Below are 17390 nucleotides of genomic sequence, written 5' to 3'. Positions count from 1 at the left end.
CGCGTGGCGCGCGACTTTCCAAAGGATCCTCCCATGCCCCATTCCGCGCTCGACGCATCAGCCCTGGACCAGTTGTTCCGGCAGGCCCGCACCTACAACGCATTTTCCGGCGAGGTCAGCGACCAGGCGCTGCATGCGCTGTACGACGTGATGAAGTTCGGCCCGACCACGTCCAACTCCTGCCCGGCGCGCTTCGTCTTCGTCCGGTCCGCCGAAGCCAAGGCCAAACTCGGGCCCACGCTGGATGCCGGCAACCACGACAAGACGATGGCGGCGCCGGTGACCGTGATCGTCGCCTACGACCTGGCGTTCTTCGACAAGCTGCCGGTGCTGTTCCCGCATACCGATGCCAGGTCGTGGTTCGACACCAAGAGCGAAGCGGAGCTGACGACCATCGCGCTGCGCAACAGCAGCCTGCAGGGCGCCTACCTGCTGCTCGCCGCGCGCGCGCTGGGACTGGATTGCGGACCGATGTCGGGTTTCGACAATGCCATGCTCGATGCGGCCTTCTTCGCCGGCACCCGCATCCGCTCCAACTTCCTGGTCAACCTGGGACATGGCGACCCGGCGAGCATCTTCGCGCGATCGCCGCGCCTGGGATTCGACGAGGTCTGCCGCATCGAATGATGGCGTCGCCCACGCGACATTTCCCGCGACCCCCGATGTCGAGGCATGCATGATCATCGAACGTCCATCCGCCGCGCGCGGCACCGTCAAGGCGGGCTGGCTCGACAGCCGCCATACGTTTTCGTTCGGCCACTACCATGATCCCGAGTGGATGGGTTTTGGCCCATTGCGCGTCATCAACGAGGACCGGGTGGCGCCCGGTGGCGGGTTCCCGCCGCATCGCCACGCCAACATGGAAATCCTCAGTTACGTCCTGTCCGGCGCCCTGTCGCACAAGGACAGCAGCTCGGGCGGGGAAGGCGGGGTCATCCATCCCGGCGATCTGCAGTGGATGAGCGCCGGGCATGGCATCGAGCACAGCGAGTTCAACGCATCGACGACGCTGCCGGTGCATTTCCTGCAGATCTGGCTGCAACCCGATCGGGTCAATGCGGCGCCCGCCTATGCACAACGCACGTTCGAGCCGTCGGACCGCCGTGGCCGCTGGGCGCTGCTGGCCTCGCCGGATGGCGACGCGGGCAGCATCGCGATCCGCCAGCAGGCCTGGCTGCGCGGCGCGTTGCTGGCGGCTGGCGAGGAGGTGGAATTCGCCTGCGAACCGTCGCGACGCTACTGGGTGCATGTGGCGCGCGGCACCGTGACCGTCGATGGTCGCGTTTTGCAGGCGGGTGATGCGCTGGGATTCGTCGAGGAGGACGGGCCGCATCGATTGCGCGACACGGGTGACGACATCGCGGACGTGCTGCTGTTCGACCTGCCGGTGTAAACATCACCCCATCGCAAAAACAAAGCGCCGGCAGATGCCGGCGTTGTCGTCTCCGCGCAATGCCGCCGGCTCAGCGGATCAGGAAATCCTCGAGCTTGCCGCCCTTGCCAATCGCCTCGGCCAGCCATTTCGGCTGCATCCCACGACCGGCCCACGTCTGCGCGGGATTGGACGGGTTGCGGTATTTCGGCGCGACCTTGCCTGTCGAGACGCCCTTCGACTTGCTGGCTTTCCCAGCGCTTTTGACCGCACGCGGAGTCGCCGCTGGCCCCGGCGCGAACAGTTCCGCGATCGAGTAGCCCTCCGCCCTGGCCAGCTGCGTCAGCTTCTGGCGAACCACCGCGACCGGCTTGCGCTTGCTCAAGGTCGCCTTGCGCTTCTTCGCTTGGTTGATCAGCGCGTCGAGCTCCTTGACCGACAACCGGGTGACGTCGATCGACATGGCAATCTCCTTGATCCGAATCCAGCGATTGTGCCAGCGCAACAGGCCGGGCGCGACCTGTGGCCGTCGCTCTTCAAGAAGAGCCGGAATGCGAACTCGCACAGCGACCCGGAGGGCGGCGCACATGGATGTGCGCCGTTTTCAGCCGAGCCAGGATGGCGAGTCTGGAAATGGTCGAGGGACGCGCCAACCAAAGTTGGCCTTGATCGGGGAAAGCGCCCTTTCTTTTGGTTACTTTTCTTTGGGCGCCATCAAAGAAAAGTAACTCGCCAACGGCGAAAGCGTTATCGCGCCGCAGGCAGTTGCGCAAAGTGACTGATCAAGCGGCGCGGAATCTTTCCAGCAACGCCTCGCGAGTCAGCTGCTCCGACTCGCTGCCCGAACGCGCCCGATACTCAAACATCCCCGCCGCCAACCCCCGCTCGGACACCACGACCCGATGCGGAATCCCGATCAGTTCGATATCGGCGAACATCGCCCCCGCACGCAACCCACGATCGTCCAGCGCCGCATCGACGCCCGCCGCGAGCAATTCGCGATAGAGCGCGTCGGCTGCGTCCGCGACCGCCGGATCGTTCTTCGGATTGATGACGCAGACGGCCACCTGCCAGGGCGCCATCGCCTCCGGCCAGAGGATGCCGGCATCATCATGGTTCTGTTCGATGGCGGCGGCAACGATGCGCGACACGCCGATGCCGTAGCAACCCATCAGCGGATGCACGGCCTTGCCGGCGGCGTCGAGGACCGTGCAGTCCATCGCTTCGGAATACTTGTCGCCGAGCGCGAACACGTGGCCCACCTCGATGCCGCGCGCGATGCCGAGTACGCCCTTGCCATCCGGCGATGCATCGCCGGCGATGGCGTTGCGGATGTCGGCGACCACGGCAGGCTCGGGCAGGTCGCGGCCCCAGTTGACGCCTGCGATATGGAATCCGGACTCGTTCGCACCCACGACGAAATCCGCCATCGCCGCCACGCTGCGATCGGCGATCACTGTGATCGGGCGTTTCGGCGCGATCGGGCCGAGGAAGCCGGGCTCGCTGCCGAGGTGGTCGACGATCTCCTGCTCGTTCGCGAGCCGGTAATCCGACATCCCGTCGAGCTTGGACAGCTTGATCTCGTTGACCGAATGATCGCCGCGCACCAGCGCCAGCACGAACGCCGGCTGGCCGTCGGTCGCCGCGCGCATCAGCGCGACCGACTTCACCGTGCGCTGCAGCGGGAGGCCGAGCAGGGCGGCGACGTCCTCGCAGGTTTTCTGCGTCGGCGTGTCGACCTTGCGCAATGGTTCCATAGCCGGCGCACGTGCACCTGGCGATACGGCTTCGGCCAGCTCGACGTTGGCGGCGTAATCCGAGCCGTCGGAAAACGCGATGGCGTCCTCACCCGAGTCCGCCAGCACGTGGAACTCGTGCGACGCGCTGCCGCCGATCGCGCCGGTGTCGGCGAACACCGCGCGGAACTTCAAGCCCAGGCGCGTGAAGATGCGTGCGTAGGTGTCGTACATGTTGCGGTATTCGGCATCCAGCGAGGCCTCGTCCGCATGGAACGAGTACGCATCCTTCATCAGGAATTCGCGCGCGCGCATGGCGCCGAAACGCGGGCGGATCTCGTCGCGGAACTTGGTCTGGATCTGGTAGAAGTTCACCGGCAACTGCTTGTAGCTCGCGAGCTCCTGCCGCGCGAAATCGGTGATGACTTCCTCCGCGGTCGGGGCGTAGCAGTAGTCGGCCTCCTTGCGGTCCTTGACCTTCAGCAGCTGTGGGCCGAACTTCTGCCAGCGCCCGGTCTCCTCCCAGAGTTCCTTCGGCTGGATGGTCGGCATCAGCAGCTCGATCGCGCCGGCACGGTCCATTTCCTCGCGCACCACGCGCTCGACCTTGCGCAGCACGCGCAGGCCCAGCGGCGACCAGGTGTAGATGCCGGCGGCGAGCTTGCGCAGCATGCCGGCCTTGAGCATCAGCTTGTGGCTGACGATCTCGGCATCGGCGGGCGTTTCCTTGCTGGTGCGGAGGTGGAACCGGGACAAACGCATCGGGACGGCTCGCGCGAGGGGGCCGTCATTCTGCCATGCGACTGTCAGCGGGCTGGCGGGCGGTCGCCGCGAACCTCGATACCGTCGCGCGGACGCTGGCCGATGCGTTCGTAGTGGACGCCCTTGGGCGGCTTGTCCGTCACCTGCAGCACGCCATTGGCATCGCGCCAGCGATACAGGGAGGGGATGGCGTCGCGGGCGCTGGCGGCAGCCGCCTGCTCGGCACGGGCACGCCGCTGGTGCTCCGCGCCCGGCGACTCGTGCGACAACCACCAGGCGGCGCCCCCGCCCAGTGCAAGCCCGGCGGCGATCGCCCAGGCAGCTCTCATGGGGACGCGGCGGGCGCCCCGTTGCTGCAGAACGCGCCGATGTTCTTCTGCGCCAGCTCGGTCTGCTTCACGCGCTCGTCGGCAGTCATCGCCCCATCGGGCTTGCCGTCGCCATCGGCATCCACGCCAATGGCCCCGCCGGCCTGCAGCAGCTTGAGGTTGGCCTGGGCGAGGGAGCAATTGGTGCTTGCCGGCGTGGGTTTCGCGGCATCGGGCGCGGCCGGCGCGGGATCGCCGGGATGGACATCACGTGCGGTGAAGTGTCCCTTGGGTGGCGGCGCATCGGCGAAGTGGGTCACACCTTTTGCGTCCTTCCACTGGTACAGGCCGGCGGCGTTGGCCAGCGTGGCGCAACCAAGCAGCAGCGAGGCCGCCAACAGTGCCGGCAATATCCTGGTGGTCATCGGGGTTCTCGTGCACGAGGGAAGCCTGATTGCAGCATCGCGCCGTCCCCGGTGCAAGCCCGTTAAACTCCGGACATGAACGAAGACACCGACGAGCAGGACGGCGAACGCGCTGAGCTGCGGGCAGTGCCGCGCCGCAGGGGGATCTACCTGCTGCCCAACCTGTTCACCACCGGGGGGCTCTTCGGCGGGTTCTTCGCGATCATCGCGGCCTCGCAGGGCCGATTCGAGGCGGCGTGCATCGCCATCTTCATTGCCGCCATCCTCGACGGCATCGACGGTCGGGTGGCACGCATGACCAACACCCAGACCGAGTTCGGCGTGCAATACGACTCGCTGGCCGACCTTGTCAGCTTCGGCATGGCGCCAGCACTGGTGATGTACTACTGGGCGCTGTCATCGTTGCGCCTGGACGGGGTCACGCCGGGCAAGATCGGCTGGCTGACCGCCTTCCTCTATGCCGCGTGCGCGGCGCTGCGCCTGGCGCGATTCAACAGCCAGGTGGCCCAGGTCGACAAGCGCTGGTTCATCGGACTGGCGAGCCCGGCGGCCGCGGGACTGATGGCCAGCTTTGTCTGGACCTGCACCGACCTGGATCTCCAGGGCCCGCAGATGCGCTACGTCGCCATCGCGGTCACCGTCATTGCCGCCTTGCTGATGGTCAGCCGCATCCGCTACAGCAGCTTCAAGGGCGCGCGCGGTCCGAAGGGAGACCGCGTTCCGTTCATGGGCATCGTCGTCGCGCTTGCGGTGTTGATCGCACTGGTGCTCGACCCGCCGAAGCTGTTGCTGGCCGCGGCCACCGTCTACGCATTGTCCGGCCCGGTGCTCTGGGCGCGGCGGCGCGCATCATCGCAGGCCCTGTCGGGATGACCATGTGGGATCCGTTCCAGCGCGAGATCCTCGCGGCACTGGGCCTGGAGCCACTGGTGCAGGCGCCACCAGTGGTGCCCGACGATCCGCTGCTGCATGCGTTGTTGCGGGCGGTCGGGCGCGATCGCGATTCAGCCGACCTGGCGCAGGTGCTGCGCATGCTGCAGGAATGGGCGCAGCTTCGCGGCGATGTCGCGGCCAAGCGCGCGTCGTGGCCCCGATTGCGGACATTGCGAAGCCACCCCTGATGAGCGCGCAGGCAGGCCACGCCGATCCTGCACCGGCCACGATGCGGCCGATGCGCGTGGACGACCTGGAGTCGGTGCTCGACATCGAGCTGCGCGCGTATCCGTTTCCGTGGACGCGCGGCATCTTCCACGACTGCCTGCGCGCGGGTTATCCGGCGTGGGTGCTCGAACTGGACGGCGTGATCATCGGCTACGGCATGTTGACCATCGCCGCGGATGAAGCGCATGTCCTCAATGTCTGCACGGCCCCTGAAGTGCAGCGCCAGGGCCATGGCCGGCGTCTGTTGCGGTCACTGCTCAAGGCCGCGCGGCATCGGGGCGCGCAGCACGTATTCCTGGAAGTCCGGCCGTCGAACACGTCGGCCATCGCGCTCTACGATTCGGAAGGCTTCAACGAAATCGGCCGGCGCCCGCGTTATTACCCGGCGCGCGGTGGCCGCGAGGACGCGATCGTGATGGCGAAGGAACTGTTCGCCGACGACTGAGTCCGGCTTTTGCCTGGACCTCTTCCCGCATGAGGTAGGGCGGGTCGAGACCCGCCCTACGCGAGCTTCGCGCGCTGCGTCGCCAGCGCTTCGCGCTGCATGCCCCAGTCGAGCAGGCGCTGGCGCTCCTGCTCCACGACGGCGGCTGGCGCGTTCTGCACGAACGTGTCGCTGGCGAGCTTGTTCCGGGACTTGGCGAGCTCCGCGTCGACCCGCTTGAGTTCCTTGTCCAGGCGCGCGCGTTCGGCGCCGAGGTCGACGAGGCCTTCGAGCGGCACCAGCAGTTTCAGTTCGCCGACGACGGCCGAAGCGGCCGCGGGTGCGTCGTTCGCATCGCCGATGAAGTCGATCGAATCGAGCTTGTTGAGGAACCGCAGCGATGCAGCGAAGCGCCCAACCCGCGCGCGATCGCCCGCGCCGCCATCGGCGAGCAGCAGCGGCACCAGCTTTGCAGGCGGCACATTGAGCTCGCTGCGCACGCGTCGCAGCGCGGTCACCATCGCCTTGAGCCATTCGATGTCCGCCGCGGCATCCGATGGCGCGGCCGTGAGGTCGCCCGCCTGCGGATACGGCCGCAGCATGATCGTGCCACCGACAATCCCAAGCCGGGGCGCGACCGATTGCCACAACTCTTCGGTGACGAAGGGAATCAGCGGATGCAGCAGCGACAACAGCCGCTCCAGCACGAACAGCAACGTGTGTCGCGTGCTCTGCGCCGCGGCGGCGGCGTCGCCATTGAGCGCGGGCTTGGACAACTCGACGAACCAGTCGCAGAAATCATTCCAGGCGAACTCGTACAGCGACTGCGCCAGCAGGTCGAAGCGGTAGGCGGCGAAATGCTGTTCGGCTTCGGCGGCGACCCTGTCCAGTTGCGCGAGGATCCAGCGCTCGGCATCGGTTTGCGGCTGCGGAGCGCCGCTGAACGTGGCGCCCTCCGTGTTCATCAGCACGAAGCGCGTCGCATTCCACAGCTTGTTGCAGAAATTCTTGTAACCCTCGGCGCGGCCGAGGTCGAACTTGATGTCGCGGCCATGGCCGGCGAGCGCTGCCATGGTGAAGCGCAGCGCATCGGCGCCGAACGCGGGGATGCCGTCGGGGAATTCCCTGCGCGTGGCCTTTTCGATCTTCTCGGCCATGCGTGGCTGCATCAGGCCCGCCGTGCGCTTGGCGACGAGTGCCTCGATCGAGATACCATCGATCAGGTCCAGCGGGTCGAGGATGTTGCCTTTCGACTTGGACATCTTCTGCCCGTGCGAATCGCGGACCAGGCCAGTGATGTAGACGTCGTGGAATGGCACTTCGCCGACCAGCTTGTCGGTCATCATGATCATCCGGGCGACCCAGAAGAAGATGATGTCGAAGCCGGTGACCAGCACCGACGAGGGCAGGTAGCGGTCGAACCCGCGTTCTCCCATCAGGCCGGCATCCGGCCAACCCATCGTGCTGAAGGGCCACAGCGCCGACGAGAACCACGTCTCCAGGACGTCGTTGTCGCGATCACTGTCGCTCAACGTGCCCTGATATCCATCCGCGATGGCCTTGGCACTGGCTTCTTCCAGGGTGCGTCCGACATACGCCTTCCCGTTGGTGCCGTACCACGCCGGGATGCGATGGCCCCACCACAATTGCCGGCTGATGCACCAGTCCTGGATGTTCTCCATCCAGTGGCGATAGGTGTTGATCCAGTTGCCCGGAACGAAGCGAACGGCACCCGTCTCGGCCAGTTCGAGGCCACGCTGTCCAAGCGCCTCCATCTTCACGAACCACTGGTCGGTGAGATACGGCTCGATCACCTGCCCGGTGCGATCGCCGCGCGGCACCTGCAGCTTGTGGGGCTTGGTCTCGACCAGCAGTCCCGCGGCGTCGAGATCGGCGAGCACGAGTTTGCGTGCATCGTAACGATCCAGGCCGCGATACTGCGCGGGGACCTCGTCGTTCGTCGCGGCGTCAGGCGTGAAGATGTTGATCAGCGGCAGCGAGTGCCGCTGGCCGACGGCGTAATCGTTGAAGTCGTGCGCCGGCGTGACCTTGACTACGCCGGTGCCGAATTCGCGGTCGACATAGGCATCGGCGATGACCGGGATCTCGCGGCCCGTCAGCGGCAGCGTCACGGTCTTTCCGACCAGGTGCGCATAACGCTCGTCATCCGGATGCACCATCACCGCGGTATCGCCGAGCATGGTTTCCGGACGCGTCGTCGCCACGACCAGCGAGCCGCTGCCATCGGTCAGCGGATAGGAAATCGACCAGAGGAAACCGTCTTCCTCCTCGCTGACGACTTCCAGATCGGAGATCGCGGTCTTCAGCACCGGGTCCCAGTTGACCAGGCGCTGTCCGCGATAGATCAGGCCGTCGGCATGCAGTCGCACGAACGCCTCGACCACGGCCTCGGCCGCCATCGGGTCCATCGTGAACACGCTGCGCGACCAGTCGCCCGACGTGCCCAGCCGCCGCATCTGCCGCTCGATGGTGTGGCCGGACTGCTCGCGCCACTCCCAGACCTTGTCGACGAAACGTTCGCGGCCCAGCGAGTCGCGCGTGTCCGCGCTCCCTTCGAGCTTGAGGTTGCGCGACACCACCATCTCGGTCGCGATGCCGGCGTGGTCGGTGCCCATCTGCCACAGCGTGTCGAAGCCGCGCATGCGGTGGTAGCGGACCAGCGCGTCCTGCAGCGTGTGCTGGAACGCATGCCCCATGTGCAGCGTGCCGGTGACGTTCGGCGGCGGCAGCAGGATGCAGTACGGCTCGCCCTTGCCGCTGGGCTTGAACACGCCGCTGGCCTCCCACTGCGCGTAGAGGCGCGCTTCGAACTGGGTGGGGTCGTAGCCGGGGGCAAGCGCAGTCATCGGGATCGCATCACATGTCGAATTTTTTCAGGTCCAACCCGCGCGCCTTGTACTGCTTCCAGCGCTCGCGCAACGGCTCGCGCGCGGAATCGTCGGCCGGCACGACTTCCAGCACGCGCTCGAAGCTGCCTTCGACCGCGCCATCGCGCAGGTTGATCACCAGCGGGCGCATCGCCGCGTCGATATCGGGGGTGGCGATGAGCACGGGCGTCAATGCGTCTTCCTCATCGCCGGCGATCTGGTGCGGGATGTAGGCATCGTCGCCCATGTCCCACAACATCTCGTCCAGCGCCTCGGCCTGGTCGGCGTCGCGCGCGAGCACCAGCGTCCACAGGTTGGCGTCGTAAGCCTTGCGCGCCAGTTCGCACACCAGCAGCAGCGGCTCCTCGCGGAAACGCTCCTTGGCGATCAGGTAGAAATCGGCGCGCGGCATGGGGAGGGATCCGGGGGCAAAAAGGGGTCAGAGTGAATTTTGCGCCGAGGATCCAGACTTCCCCGAAGCATTCCATTCGCAAAACTTCACTCTGACCCCTTTTTGACTCTCACCCGTTCTGGGCCTGGTCGAGCAGCCACTGCGACAGCAGTCCGACCGGTCGCCCCGTGGCCATGCCCATCTTGCCGTCGCCATTGGCGACGCCGGCGATGTCCAGGTGCGCCCAGCGCTGGCCTTCGGTGAAGCGCGACAGGAAACAGCCCGCGGTGATCGCACCGGCCCAGCGGCCGCCGATGTTGTAGACGTCGGCGAAGGCCGAATCGAGCATCGACTGGTATTCGTCCCACAGCGGCAGGCGCCACGCGCGATCGAAGGTGTCTTCGCCGGCGGCAAGCAATTCGGACGACAGGTCGTCGTGCTTGCTCATCAGGCCGGCGGCGTACTTGCCCAGCGCGACCACGCAGGCGCCGGTGAGCGTGGCGACGTCGAGCAGCGCCTGCGGCTCGAAGCGCTGCGCGTAGGTGAGCGCGTCGCAGAGGATCAGGCGGCCTTCGGCGTCGGTGTTGCCGACCTCGATGGTCTTGCCCGACATGCTGGTGAGCACGTCCGAGGGACGGTAGCTGTCGCCATCGGGCATGTTCTCGACTGCCGGCACGATGACGACCAGGTTGATCGGCAGCTGCATGCCGACGGCGGACACGAAGGTGCCCATGACCGTGGCCGCGCCGCACATGTCGTACTTCATCTCCTCCACGCCACCCTGCGTCTTGAGGTTGATGCCGCCGGTGTCGAAGGTGATGCCCTTGCCGACCAGCACGTAGGGCTTCGCGTCGCCGCCATTGGTATAGCGCAGGACGATCAGCTTGGGCGGGTTCGCCGAGCCCTGCGACACGGCCAGCAGCGAGCCCATGCCCAGCGTGCGCATCTGTTCGCGATCGAGCACGTCGCAATGCACGTTCGACAGGCGCCCCGCGAGTTCCCGTGCCTGGTCGGCGAGGTAGGACGGGTTGCAGATGTTGGGTGGCAGGTTGCCGAGCTCGCGGGTGAAGGTGACGCCGGCGGCGATCGCGCTGCCCTGCGACAGCGCGGTGGCGTCGTCGCCGCTGATCGCCAGCGACGCAAGCCCCGATTCCTCGCGTTTCTTGTTCTTCGCGCCCAGCGTGGCGGTGTAGCGATAGCAGGCATGGCTGGTGGCGATCGCGGCCTGGCGGATGTTCCAGGCGGCATTGCGCCCGGGCACGGCGATCTCGGACAAGGTCAGCACGGCGCTTTTCACCGGGCCCGTACGCAGCGCACGCGCCGCATCGCCGATGGCCTTGATGTATTGCGGAACCGCGAACTTGGCCTGTTCGCCCAATCCCATTACCAGCACGCGCGGCGACTTCAGCCCGGACAGGTCGTGCAGCCAGGTGGTCGTGCCGGTCTTGCCGGTGACGTCCCCGCGGGCAACCAGCGCAGCGAGCCTGCCGCTGGAGGCGACATCGATCGCCTGCGCGGCCGGGCTGAGCGAGACGCCTGCGGTGGCGCCGGCGGCGAAGGCGCCTACCACGATGCAGTCGGCAGCGACGTCGGCGGGGGAAGTGCGGTTCAGGGTGAATTCGAGGGACATCGACCAGATTCCAAGGGATGGGGGCGTGGGCTTCCGTGACTTCCGTACAATCCCGGGACTCGCTCGCCACGAGCGGTCGCAGGCCACATCCCCCCAGGCCAGCAATGAGGAATGGCTGATCCGGGCCGGATGGTTCGACGGCCCTGCGCACGGGCGGTCGACGACGAAACAAGGCCGAAGTCTAAAGCAAGCCCGCCCGATGCCAACCCCACCAGCGCCGCAGATGCCGAGATCCGATGCCCAAGCTTGACCGTTATCTGTTGCGTGAATTCAGCCAGGCCACCTTGGCGGCACTGGTGGTCTTGCTGATGGTCAGCCTGGGCGGCGTCTTCGCCGACGTGCTGGGCGACGTCGCCCGCGGTCGCGTGCCCGCAGGGATGATGCTGGCGCAGCTGGGCCTGGAATTGATCCGTTACCTGCCGCTGATCCTGCCGCTGGGATTGATGCTTGGCCTGCTGCTGGCGATGGGACGGCTGTACCGCGACGCGGAAATGCCGGTTCTGACCTCCATCGGGATCGGGCCCCGGCGCATGTTGCGTCCCTTCCTGATGCTGGTGCTGCCGGTGGTGGTGCTGGTCGGCTCGTGCTCGCTCTGGTTCGGCCCCTGGGCCAAGCGCACGTCGGAGGACATGATCATCGCCGGCAGCCGCAGCCTGCTGGTCGCGGGGCTGGAGCCGGGTCGCTTCACCGAATTGCCGGGCGGCGGCGGCGTGGTCTACGTCGGCTCGATGTCCAACGACGGCACCCACCTGAACCGGATCTTCGTCTACAAGCAGGAGGGCGGCCGCATCGACGTCACCACCGCCCGCGGCGGCACGCTGTCGTTTGTCGGTCGCAGCGATCGTTACCTGACGCTGGAGGACGGATTCCGCGTCGAGGGTCCGCAGGACGAAGGCCGTGATTACCGCCTGATGCGCTACGCCAGCAATGCGATGTTGATGCCGCAGACGCAGGAGCGCCGCGATGGCGAGGACACGCAGACCATGACCCTGCGCGAGCTGTCCAAGGATCCGCGCCGCGAAGCCACCGCACAGCTGCACTATCGACTCGCGCCGCCGTTGCTGGCGCTTGCCTTTGCGTTGCTGGCGGTGCCGCTGGCGCGCAGTTCGCCGCGACAGGCGCGTTATGGCCGCATCCTGGTCGGATTCCTCGCCTATCTCATCGGCACCAACCTGATGGTGCTCGGGACCGACTGGCTGTCGAGTGGCAGGCTGCCGATGACGGCCGGATTGTGGTGGCTGGAAGTGCCGCTGCTGGCGGTGGCCGGGTGGATGTACCTGCGCGACGGGCACATGCCGCGATCGAAGCTGTCATTCAAGCCGCGCGCGGCGAGGGCCGCTCGATGAAGCCCTTTCCCAAGATCCACGATGTCTACATCGCCAAGGTCCTGCTGGGGACGGTGCTGATGAGCTGGGCCGTGCTGGTGGGCCTGGACGTCGTGCTCGCCGTCGTTTCCGAAGTCAGCGATGTCGGCAAGGGCGATTACACCTTCACCACGGCGATGCTGGGCATCGTGCTCTCGGTGCCGCGGCGTTTGTACACCCTGTTTCCGACGGCCGCGGTGATCGGCACGCTGATGGGACTGGGCCAGCTCGCGGCCAGCTCCGAGCTGACCGCGCTGCGCGCTCTGGGCCTGTCGCGTCGCCGACTTGGGCTGGCGGTGGCGCTGGCCTTGTCCGTGCTGACCGCGCTGATGGTGATCAACGGTGAAACCCTGTCGCCCTGGGGGACCCGCCGCGCCGATGCGATGAAGGCATCGGCCAAGTCCCGGGACATGATCGTCGCGCAGTACTCGGGCCTGTGGGCGCGGGAGGGCAACACCTTCCTCAACGCGCAGACCGGCCAGGAGCGCAATGACGGCAACAACCACTGGCTGGAACTGCGCGACGTGCGCCTGTACGAGTTCGACGATGCGGGCAGGCTGGAATCGATCGCCCGTGCCGGCAGCGCCCAACACCGCCAGGGGGGCTGGTTGATGCACAACGTGCGGCGGACCTGGTTCGATGCCCGTTCGGTCACCCAGACCGATGTCATGGAGGAGCGCTGGCAGTCGAAACTGGACGACACCGCGCTGGCCGCCAGCGTGACCCAACCCGCGTACCTGCCATCCAGTTCGCTGCGCAGCGGCATCCTGTACCGCCAGCGCAACGGCCTGGACGCGAGCGAGTTCGAGGAAAGCTACTGGGGACGATGGTTCTATCCCTTCAACGTGCTGGCGCTGTGCCTGGCCGCAATGCCGTTCGCGTTCGGCAGCCTGCGCAGCGGCGGCGTCGGCAAGCGCCTGTTCATCGGCATCGTGTTCGCGCTGGGATTCTGGCTGCTGCAGACGCAGTTCGTGAAGCTGGCCGGGGTCTACAAGTTCGACTACCGGATCGCCTACCTGATCCCATCGCTGCTGATGCTGGGCATATCAACAGTCCTCTTCCGCCGCCGCAGTGGGTGAGCGGCCGCGCTTGTGAGGTGCGTTGAAGTCACGCGGCCGCGAACGCCGTCGCGCAGCGCTGATGACATGCGTTGAAGCGCAGCAGGCCCCGGAAATCGATCCGCGGCCGGCGCTGCTAAACTGCGGGCCCCGCTACAGCCGACGACGCCTGCCATGGCCAACGCCGCCCCGCACATCGCCACCGCACCGGCCAATACGCAGCAGCGTTATGAGGTTCGCCGGGCCGACCTGCCGCTGAGCTGTCCCTTGCCCTCGATGGCGTTGTGGAATTCCCACCCGCGCGTCTACCTGCCGGTGGCGCAGGAGGGCGGCGAGGCGCAATGCCCGTATTGCGGGGCGCATTTCATCCTCGTCGACTGACCGACGTCGCCGGGCGCGCATGAGCCGCCGGTTGACCGTTGTGCAATTGCTGCCGGCGCTGGAGGCCGGTGGCGTCGAACGCTCGACGCTGGAGATTGCCCAGGCCCTCGTGCAGGCGGGTCATCGCGCGATCGTTGTATCGGCCGGCGGCCGCCTGCTGCCGCAGCTGCAGGCGCTCGGCGCCGAGCACATGGCGATGGACATCGGCCGCAAGTCGCTGTTGTCGCTTCGCCATGTGCGGCCATTGCAGCGGCTTTTCGTCGACCAGCAGGTGGATATCGTCCATGCACGGTCGCGATTGCCCGCGTGGATTGGCCGCATGGCGCTGCGCGGCCTGCCCGCGGCACGTAGGCCGCGCTTCGTCACCACCGTGCACGGACTCAATTCGCCATCGCGCTACAGCCAGGTGATGGCGTCGGGCGACCGCGTGATCTGCGTGTCGGAAACCGTCCGCGCGCACGTGCTGCGCCACTATCCAGGCACCGACGCGTCGCGATTGCAGGTGATACCGCGCGGCATCGACCCTGCTGACTTTCCGCAGGCGTCCGCAGGCGAGTCGGTGCAGGCGCGCCGGCAGGTCGCGGAATACTGGCCGCAGCTGGCTGGCGACGGACCCCTGCTGCTGCTCCCCGGTCGCGGCACGCGCCTGAAGGGTCATGCCGATGCACTGCAACTGCTCGCCGGATTGCGCGGATCCGGAGTCGATGCGCGACTGTGGCTGCCCGGCGCACGCCAGGCCGGCCGCGATGCCTACATCGATGAGCTCGAAGGCCTCGCGCGGGCGCTCGGCATCGCCAGCGCACTCGCCATCACGCCACCGACGGCGGCAATTGCCCAGGCGTATGCGGCTTGCGACCTGGTGCTGCAGTTGTCGCGCAAGCCGGAAGCCTTCGGCCGCACCGTGCTCGAAGCGCTGGCGGTTGGCCGGCCGGTGCTGGGTTGGTCGCATGGCGGCGTTGGCGAACTGCTGCAGCACTGGCAACCCGAAGGGGCCATTGCTCCCTTCGATGCAGGCGCGCTGTTGCAGGGCGCTGCCCGGATGCTGGCGAATCCGTCCGCGCCTGCGGTTACGATGCCCGACAGCTTGCGTGCGATGCAGGCAGCCACGCTCGCCCTCTATGAGCAACTCGCATGAGCACCGCGCCGATCGCTTCTCCAACGGCAGTGACTGATCCGACCCGCGCACCCATCGGATGGCGCTGGGCCCCCGCGTGGGTGCTGGCATTCGTGGCCTTGTGGCCGGCACCGGGCTATGCCGAAGGCGTCATGGTGCTGGGCGCGCTGGTGGCGATCGCGCGCTTGTTGCTGGCGCGCTTCCGTGGCGGCACTGCATTGCTCAGCGCCCCGGCCTGGGCGCTGACCAGCGCGCTGTTCTGCGCTTATTGGTTGCCGGAAGTGTTCTCCGCTTTCGATGCGATCGACCGTGCCCACGCCTGGGATGAAGCCCTGGTCGACCTGCGCTACCTGCCGTTCCTGTGGCTGGTCGCCGCGGCGGTCGCGGACAACCACGGACGCCGCGTCACCTTCACCGGCCTGGCGATCATCGTCGGGGTATGGACGCTCGATGCGTTGATCCAGGCATTCGCCGGCACCAGCCCGCTGTTCTGGGGAATCGACAGCATCAAGCATGCGATCAGCGGGCATGCGATGTGTCCGGCGGGCGACCTGGCGAGTGTCGACCGCCTCAGCGGCATCCTCGGCCCCTGCAACCTGAAGCTGGGCCTGTTGCTGGCCAGTTTGTCGCCATTCGCCCTGCACGCGGCAGGCAGGCGCTTCGGCAATGTCGGCTGGTGCGCGGCGGCTGCGGCGCTGGGGCTGGTGATCCTGCTGGCGGGGGCGCGTGCCTCCTGGCTCACCTTCGGGCTTGTCCTGCTGTTTTCCGGCTGGCGCATGATCGGGGCGAAACGCCTGCTCGGCGTGTTCGCGTTCGGCGCCTTGTCACTGGGCGTGCTGACGCTGTCGGTACCGCAGGTGCGCGAGCGCATTGTCCGCACCGGCCAGGCACTGACAGCCGACGAGGAGGGCGTGGATGTCGCGCTGTCGGGTCGCGCGCGCATCTGGACGGCGGCGCTGTGCATGGTCCGCGAGCATCCGGTCAATGGCGTCGGCGCGCGGGGTTTCCGCGAGGCATTCCCGGGTTGCGATCCGCAACCGGGCGTGATGGCCGCATGGGGGACGGGCCCCGCGCTGCATGCGCACCAGATCGTGCTGGAGATCCTCAGCGAAACCGGAACCCTGGGCCTGCTGCTGTGGCTGGCGGGGGTCGCGCTGGCGGCACGCGCATGGCGGTTCGCGACGCTGGCGGCGCGCGATCGTGCGCGTCCCGCGATGCTGGCGCTCGGCGCGACGGTGTTCCCGCTCAATACGCACCTGGCGTTCTATTCGACCTTCTGGGGCGGTGTCACCCTGCTGCTCGTGGCGCTGTACGCCGGCAGCCTGCTGGGGCGGGGCGACGATGCCGCGCCGCCGCCCGATCAGATGATGGAATCGGAATAAGGGTCGGCAACGCCTGGCGGGCGACGCTTGAAACGTCGGTGGATCCACAGGTATTGCGCCGGTGCCTGCAGCACCATCGCTTCGATGCCGGCCATGATCCGCGCGGTATCGGCGGTGGCATCGGCCGAGGGAAACGCCTCCAGTGCCGGAAGCAGGCGCAGCCGGTAGCTGCCGTCATCACACCGCGCATGCTGGAACAGCACCACTGCGGCACCGGACATGCGCGCCAGCTGGTGGGTCGACGTCAGGCTGTTGGCCGGCTGGCCAAGGAAGGGCACGTAAACGCTGTCGCCGCGGCTGGGATCCTGGTCTGGCGCATACCACAGCAAGCCGCCGCGCTTGAGATGGCGCACCGCGCCGCGGATATCCTGCTTGGTGAACATGGCGCTCGCGTAGCGCAGGCGACCGCGCCGCACCGCCCACTCCATCGCGGCGTTGCCGTAGGGCCGGTACATCCCGGCCAGCGGCACGTGGTCGCAGAGCAGGCGCCCGCAGACTTCGAGCGTGGTGAAGTGGCCGGAGATGACGATGACGCCACGGCCGTTGGCCCGCGCGGCGGCCAGGTGTTCCAGGCCCTCCAGTTGCAGGCCGCGGCGCAGCGGGGCAATGGCTCCCCACCACGCGCGCGCGAACTCGAAGATGCCGATCCCCAGCGCCGCGAAGTGTTCCGCCAGCAAGGCGTCGCGCCCCGCAGGTTCCAGCGCCGGCAGGCACAGCGCGAGATTGCGCGAGGCAACGTCGCGCCGTTCCCGCAGCATCGCGCGCAGCAGCCTGCCGAGGCCGCGACCGAGCATCCGTTGCAGGGGCCATGGCAGGCGGGCCAGCAGCACCAGCACCAGCACGCCGATCCAGCCGGGCCATGTGCGCCAGCCGAGCGGCGGTGAATCGGGCGATGCGGACGTCATCCCGTGATTCTTCATGCCGCGATTCTAACGAGCCGATCGGTCGCGGGCGTTTCGGCATGGGCATCGATCCGCAGCCCGACGCGGTCCTT

The 17390-nt window shown here is 67.3% G+C and carries 18 protein-coding genes; 10 read left to right on the top strand and 8 right to left on the bottom strand.

Translation table 11 applies throughout. From position 1 onward, the window contains the following. The first annotated feature begins 33 nt into the window (after window positions 1-33). Both GST15_RS07070 and GST15_RS07065 read left to right on the top strand, forming a co-directional pair. On the top strand, window positions 34-627 hold the full coding sequence (locus GST15_RS07070; protein WP_159016567.1) for a malonic semialdehyde reductase: 594 nt from the start codon (window positions 34-36) through the stop codon (window positions 625-627). 49 nt (window positions 628-676) lie between these two features. Further along, window positions 677-1393 carry a pirin family protein gene (locus tag GST15_RS07065; protein WP_159016566.1) on the top strand — a complete coding sequence of 239 codons (717 nt, stop codon included), beginning with the start codon at window positions 677-679 and terminating at the stop codon, window positions 1391-1393. Window positions 1394-1463: 70 nt separating this feature from the next. On the opposite strand, the gene GST15_RS07060 is transcribed toward GST15_RS07065, so the two are convergent. The 4 genes from GST15_RS07060 to GST15_RS07045 form a co-directional block, all read right to left on the bottom strand. Further along, on the bottom strand, window positions 1464-1961 hold the full coding sequence (locus tag GST15_RS07060) for an H-NS histone family protein (protein WP_233263095.1): 498 nt from the start codon (window positions 1959-1961) through the stop codon (window positions 1464-1466). Between the two features lie 193 nt (window positions 1962-2154). Next, window positions 2155-3870 carry a proline--tRNA ligase gene (locus GST15_RS07055; protein WP_159016565.1) on the bottom strand — a complete coding sequence of 572 codons (1716 nt, stop codon included), beginning with the start codon at window positions 3868-3870 and terminating at the stop codon, window positions 2155-2157. Window positions 3871-3914: 44 nt separating this feature from the next. Beyond that, window positions 3915-4199 carry a DUF4124 domain-containing protein gene (locus GST15_RS07050; RefSeq protein ID WP_159016564.1) on the bottom strand — a complete coding sequence of 95 codons (285 nt, stop codon included), beginning with the start codon at window positions 4197-4199 and terminating at the stop codon, window positions 3915-3917. Further along, complete coding sequence (locus GST15_RS07045) at window positions 4196-4603, bottom strand: DUF4124 domain-containing protein (RefSeq protein ID WP_159016563.1); 408 nt, start codon at window positions 4601-4603, stop codon at window positions 4196-4198. The genes GST15_RS07050 and GST15_RS07045 overlap by 4 nt, the downstream gene beginning before the upstream one ends. A gap of 75 nt (window positions 4604-4678) precedes the next feature. Between GST15_RS07045 and pssA the strand changes: the two genes are divergently transcribed. From pssA to rimI, 3 genes are read left to right on the top strand one after another with little or no spacing between them, the layout of a single operon-like run. After that, on the top strand, window positions 4679-5476 hold the full coding sequence (pssA, locus tag GST15_RS07040) for a CDP-diacylglycerol--serine O-phosphatidyltransferase (protein WP_159016562.1): 798 nt from the start codon (window positions 4679-4681) through the stop codon (window positions 5474-5476). A 2-nt stretch (window positions 5477-5478) separates the two neighbouring features. Continuing rightward, window positions 5479-5724, top strand: coding sequence for a hypothetical protein (locus GST15_RS07035; RefSeq protein WP_159016561.1), 246 nt, complete (start codon window positions 5479-5481; stop codon window positions 5722-5724). Beyond that, on the top strand, window positions 5724-6209 hold the full coding sequence (gene rimI / locus GST15_RS07030; RefSeq protein WP_159016560.1) for a ribosomal protein S18-alanine N-acetyltransferase: 486 nt from the start codon (window positions 5724-5726) through the stop codon (window positions 6207-6209). Before GST15_RS07035 ends, rimI begins: the two co-directional genes overlap by 1 nt. 56 nt (window positions 6210-6265) lie before the next feature. On the opposite strand, the gene GST15_RS07025 is transcribed toward rimI, so the two are convergent. The 3 genes from GST15_RS07025 to GST15_RS07015 all read right to left on the bottom strand — a co-directional run bounded on the left by GST15_RS07025 (window position 6266) and on the right by GST15_RS07015 (window position 11097). Beyond that, entirely contained in the window at window positions 6266-9055 is a 2790-nt protein-coding gene (locus tag GST15_RS07025) for a valine--tRNA ligase (RefSeq protein WP_159016559.1), read from the bottom strand. 10 nt (window positions 9056-9065) lie between these two features. After that, window positions 9066-9488 carry a DNA polymerase III subunit chi gene (locus GST15_RS07020; RefSeq protein ID WP_159016558.1) on the bottom strand — a complete coding sequence of 141 codons (423 nt, stop codon included), beginning with the start codon at window positions 9486-9488 and terminating at the stop codon, window positions 9066-9068. Between the two features lie 109 nt (window positions 9489-9597). Further along, window positions 9598-11097: a leucyl aminopeptidase gene (locus tag GST15_RS07015; protein ID WP_159016557.1), complete on the bottom strand. Its 1500-nt coding sequence runs from the start codon at window positions 11095-11097 to the stop codon at window positions 9598-9600. 236 nt (window positions 11098-11333) lie between these two features. On the opposite strand from GST15_RS07015, the gene lptF reads away from it, so the two are divergent. The 5 genes from lptF (at window position 11334) to GST15_RS06990 (ending at window position 16396) form a co-directional block, all read left to right on the top strand. Further along, on the top strand, window positions 11334-12443 hold the full coding sequence (gene lptF, locus GST15_RS07010) for an LPS export ABC transporter permease LptF (RefSeq protein ID WP_159016556.1): 1110 nt from the start codon (window positions 11334-11336) through the stop codon (window positions 12441-12443). Beyond that, window positions 12440-13540, top strand: coding sequence for an LPS export ABC transporter permease LptG (gene lptG / locus GST15_RS07005; protein WP_159016555.1), 1101 nt, complete (start codon window positions 12440-12442; stop codon window positions 13538-13540). Before lptF ends, lptG begins: the two co-directional genes overlap by 4 nt. Before the next feature lie 153 nt (window positions 13541-13693). After that, window positions 13694-13900, top strand: coding sequence for a zinc-finger domain-containing protein (locus GST15_RS07000; RefSeq protein ID WP_159016554.1), 207 nt, complete (start codon window positions 13694-13696; stop codon window positions 13898-13900). A 19-nt stretch (window positions 13901-13919) separates the two neighbouring features. Continuing rightward, window positions 13920-15035, top strand: coding sequence for a glycosyltransferase (locus tag GST15_RS06995; RefSeq protein ID WP_159016553.1), 1116 nt, complete (start codon window positions 13920-13922; stop codon window positions 15033-15035). Beyond that, the gene (locus GST15_RS06990) at window positions 15032-16396 is read left to right on the top strand and encodes an O-antigen ligase family protein (RefSeq protein WP_159016552.1); all 1365 of its coding nucleotides are present in this window, start codon (window positions 15032-15034) and stop codon (window positions 16394-16396) included. The genes GST15_RS06995 and GST15_RS06990 overlap by 4 nt, the downstream gene beginning before the upstream one ends. On the opposite strand, the gene lpxL is transcribed toward GST15_RS06990, so the two are convergent. Further along, window positions 16375-17301: an LpxL/LpxP family Kdo(2)-lipid IV(A) lauroyl/palmitoleoyl acyltransferase gene (gene lpxL / locus GST15_RS06985; protein ID WP_159017088.1), complete on the bottom strand. Its 927-nt coding sequence runs from the start codon at window positions 17299-17301 to the stop codon at window positions 16375-16377. The two genes, GST15_RS06990 and lpxL, sit on opposite strands and share 22 nt — an antisense overlap. Window positions 17302-17390 lie beyond the last annotated feature (89 nt).

It is taken from the genome of Cognatiluteimonas profundi (assembly GCF_009792795.1).
Classification (GTDB): domain Bacteria; phylum Pseudomonadota; class Gammaproteobacteria; order Xanthomonadales; family Xanthomonadaceae; genus Cognatiluteimonas; species Cognatiluteimonas profundi.
Note: the sequence above shows the minus strand (reverse complement) of the source record. Positions and strands in the feature narration are given on the sequence as shown.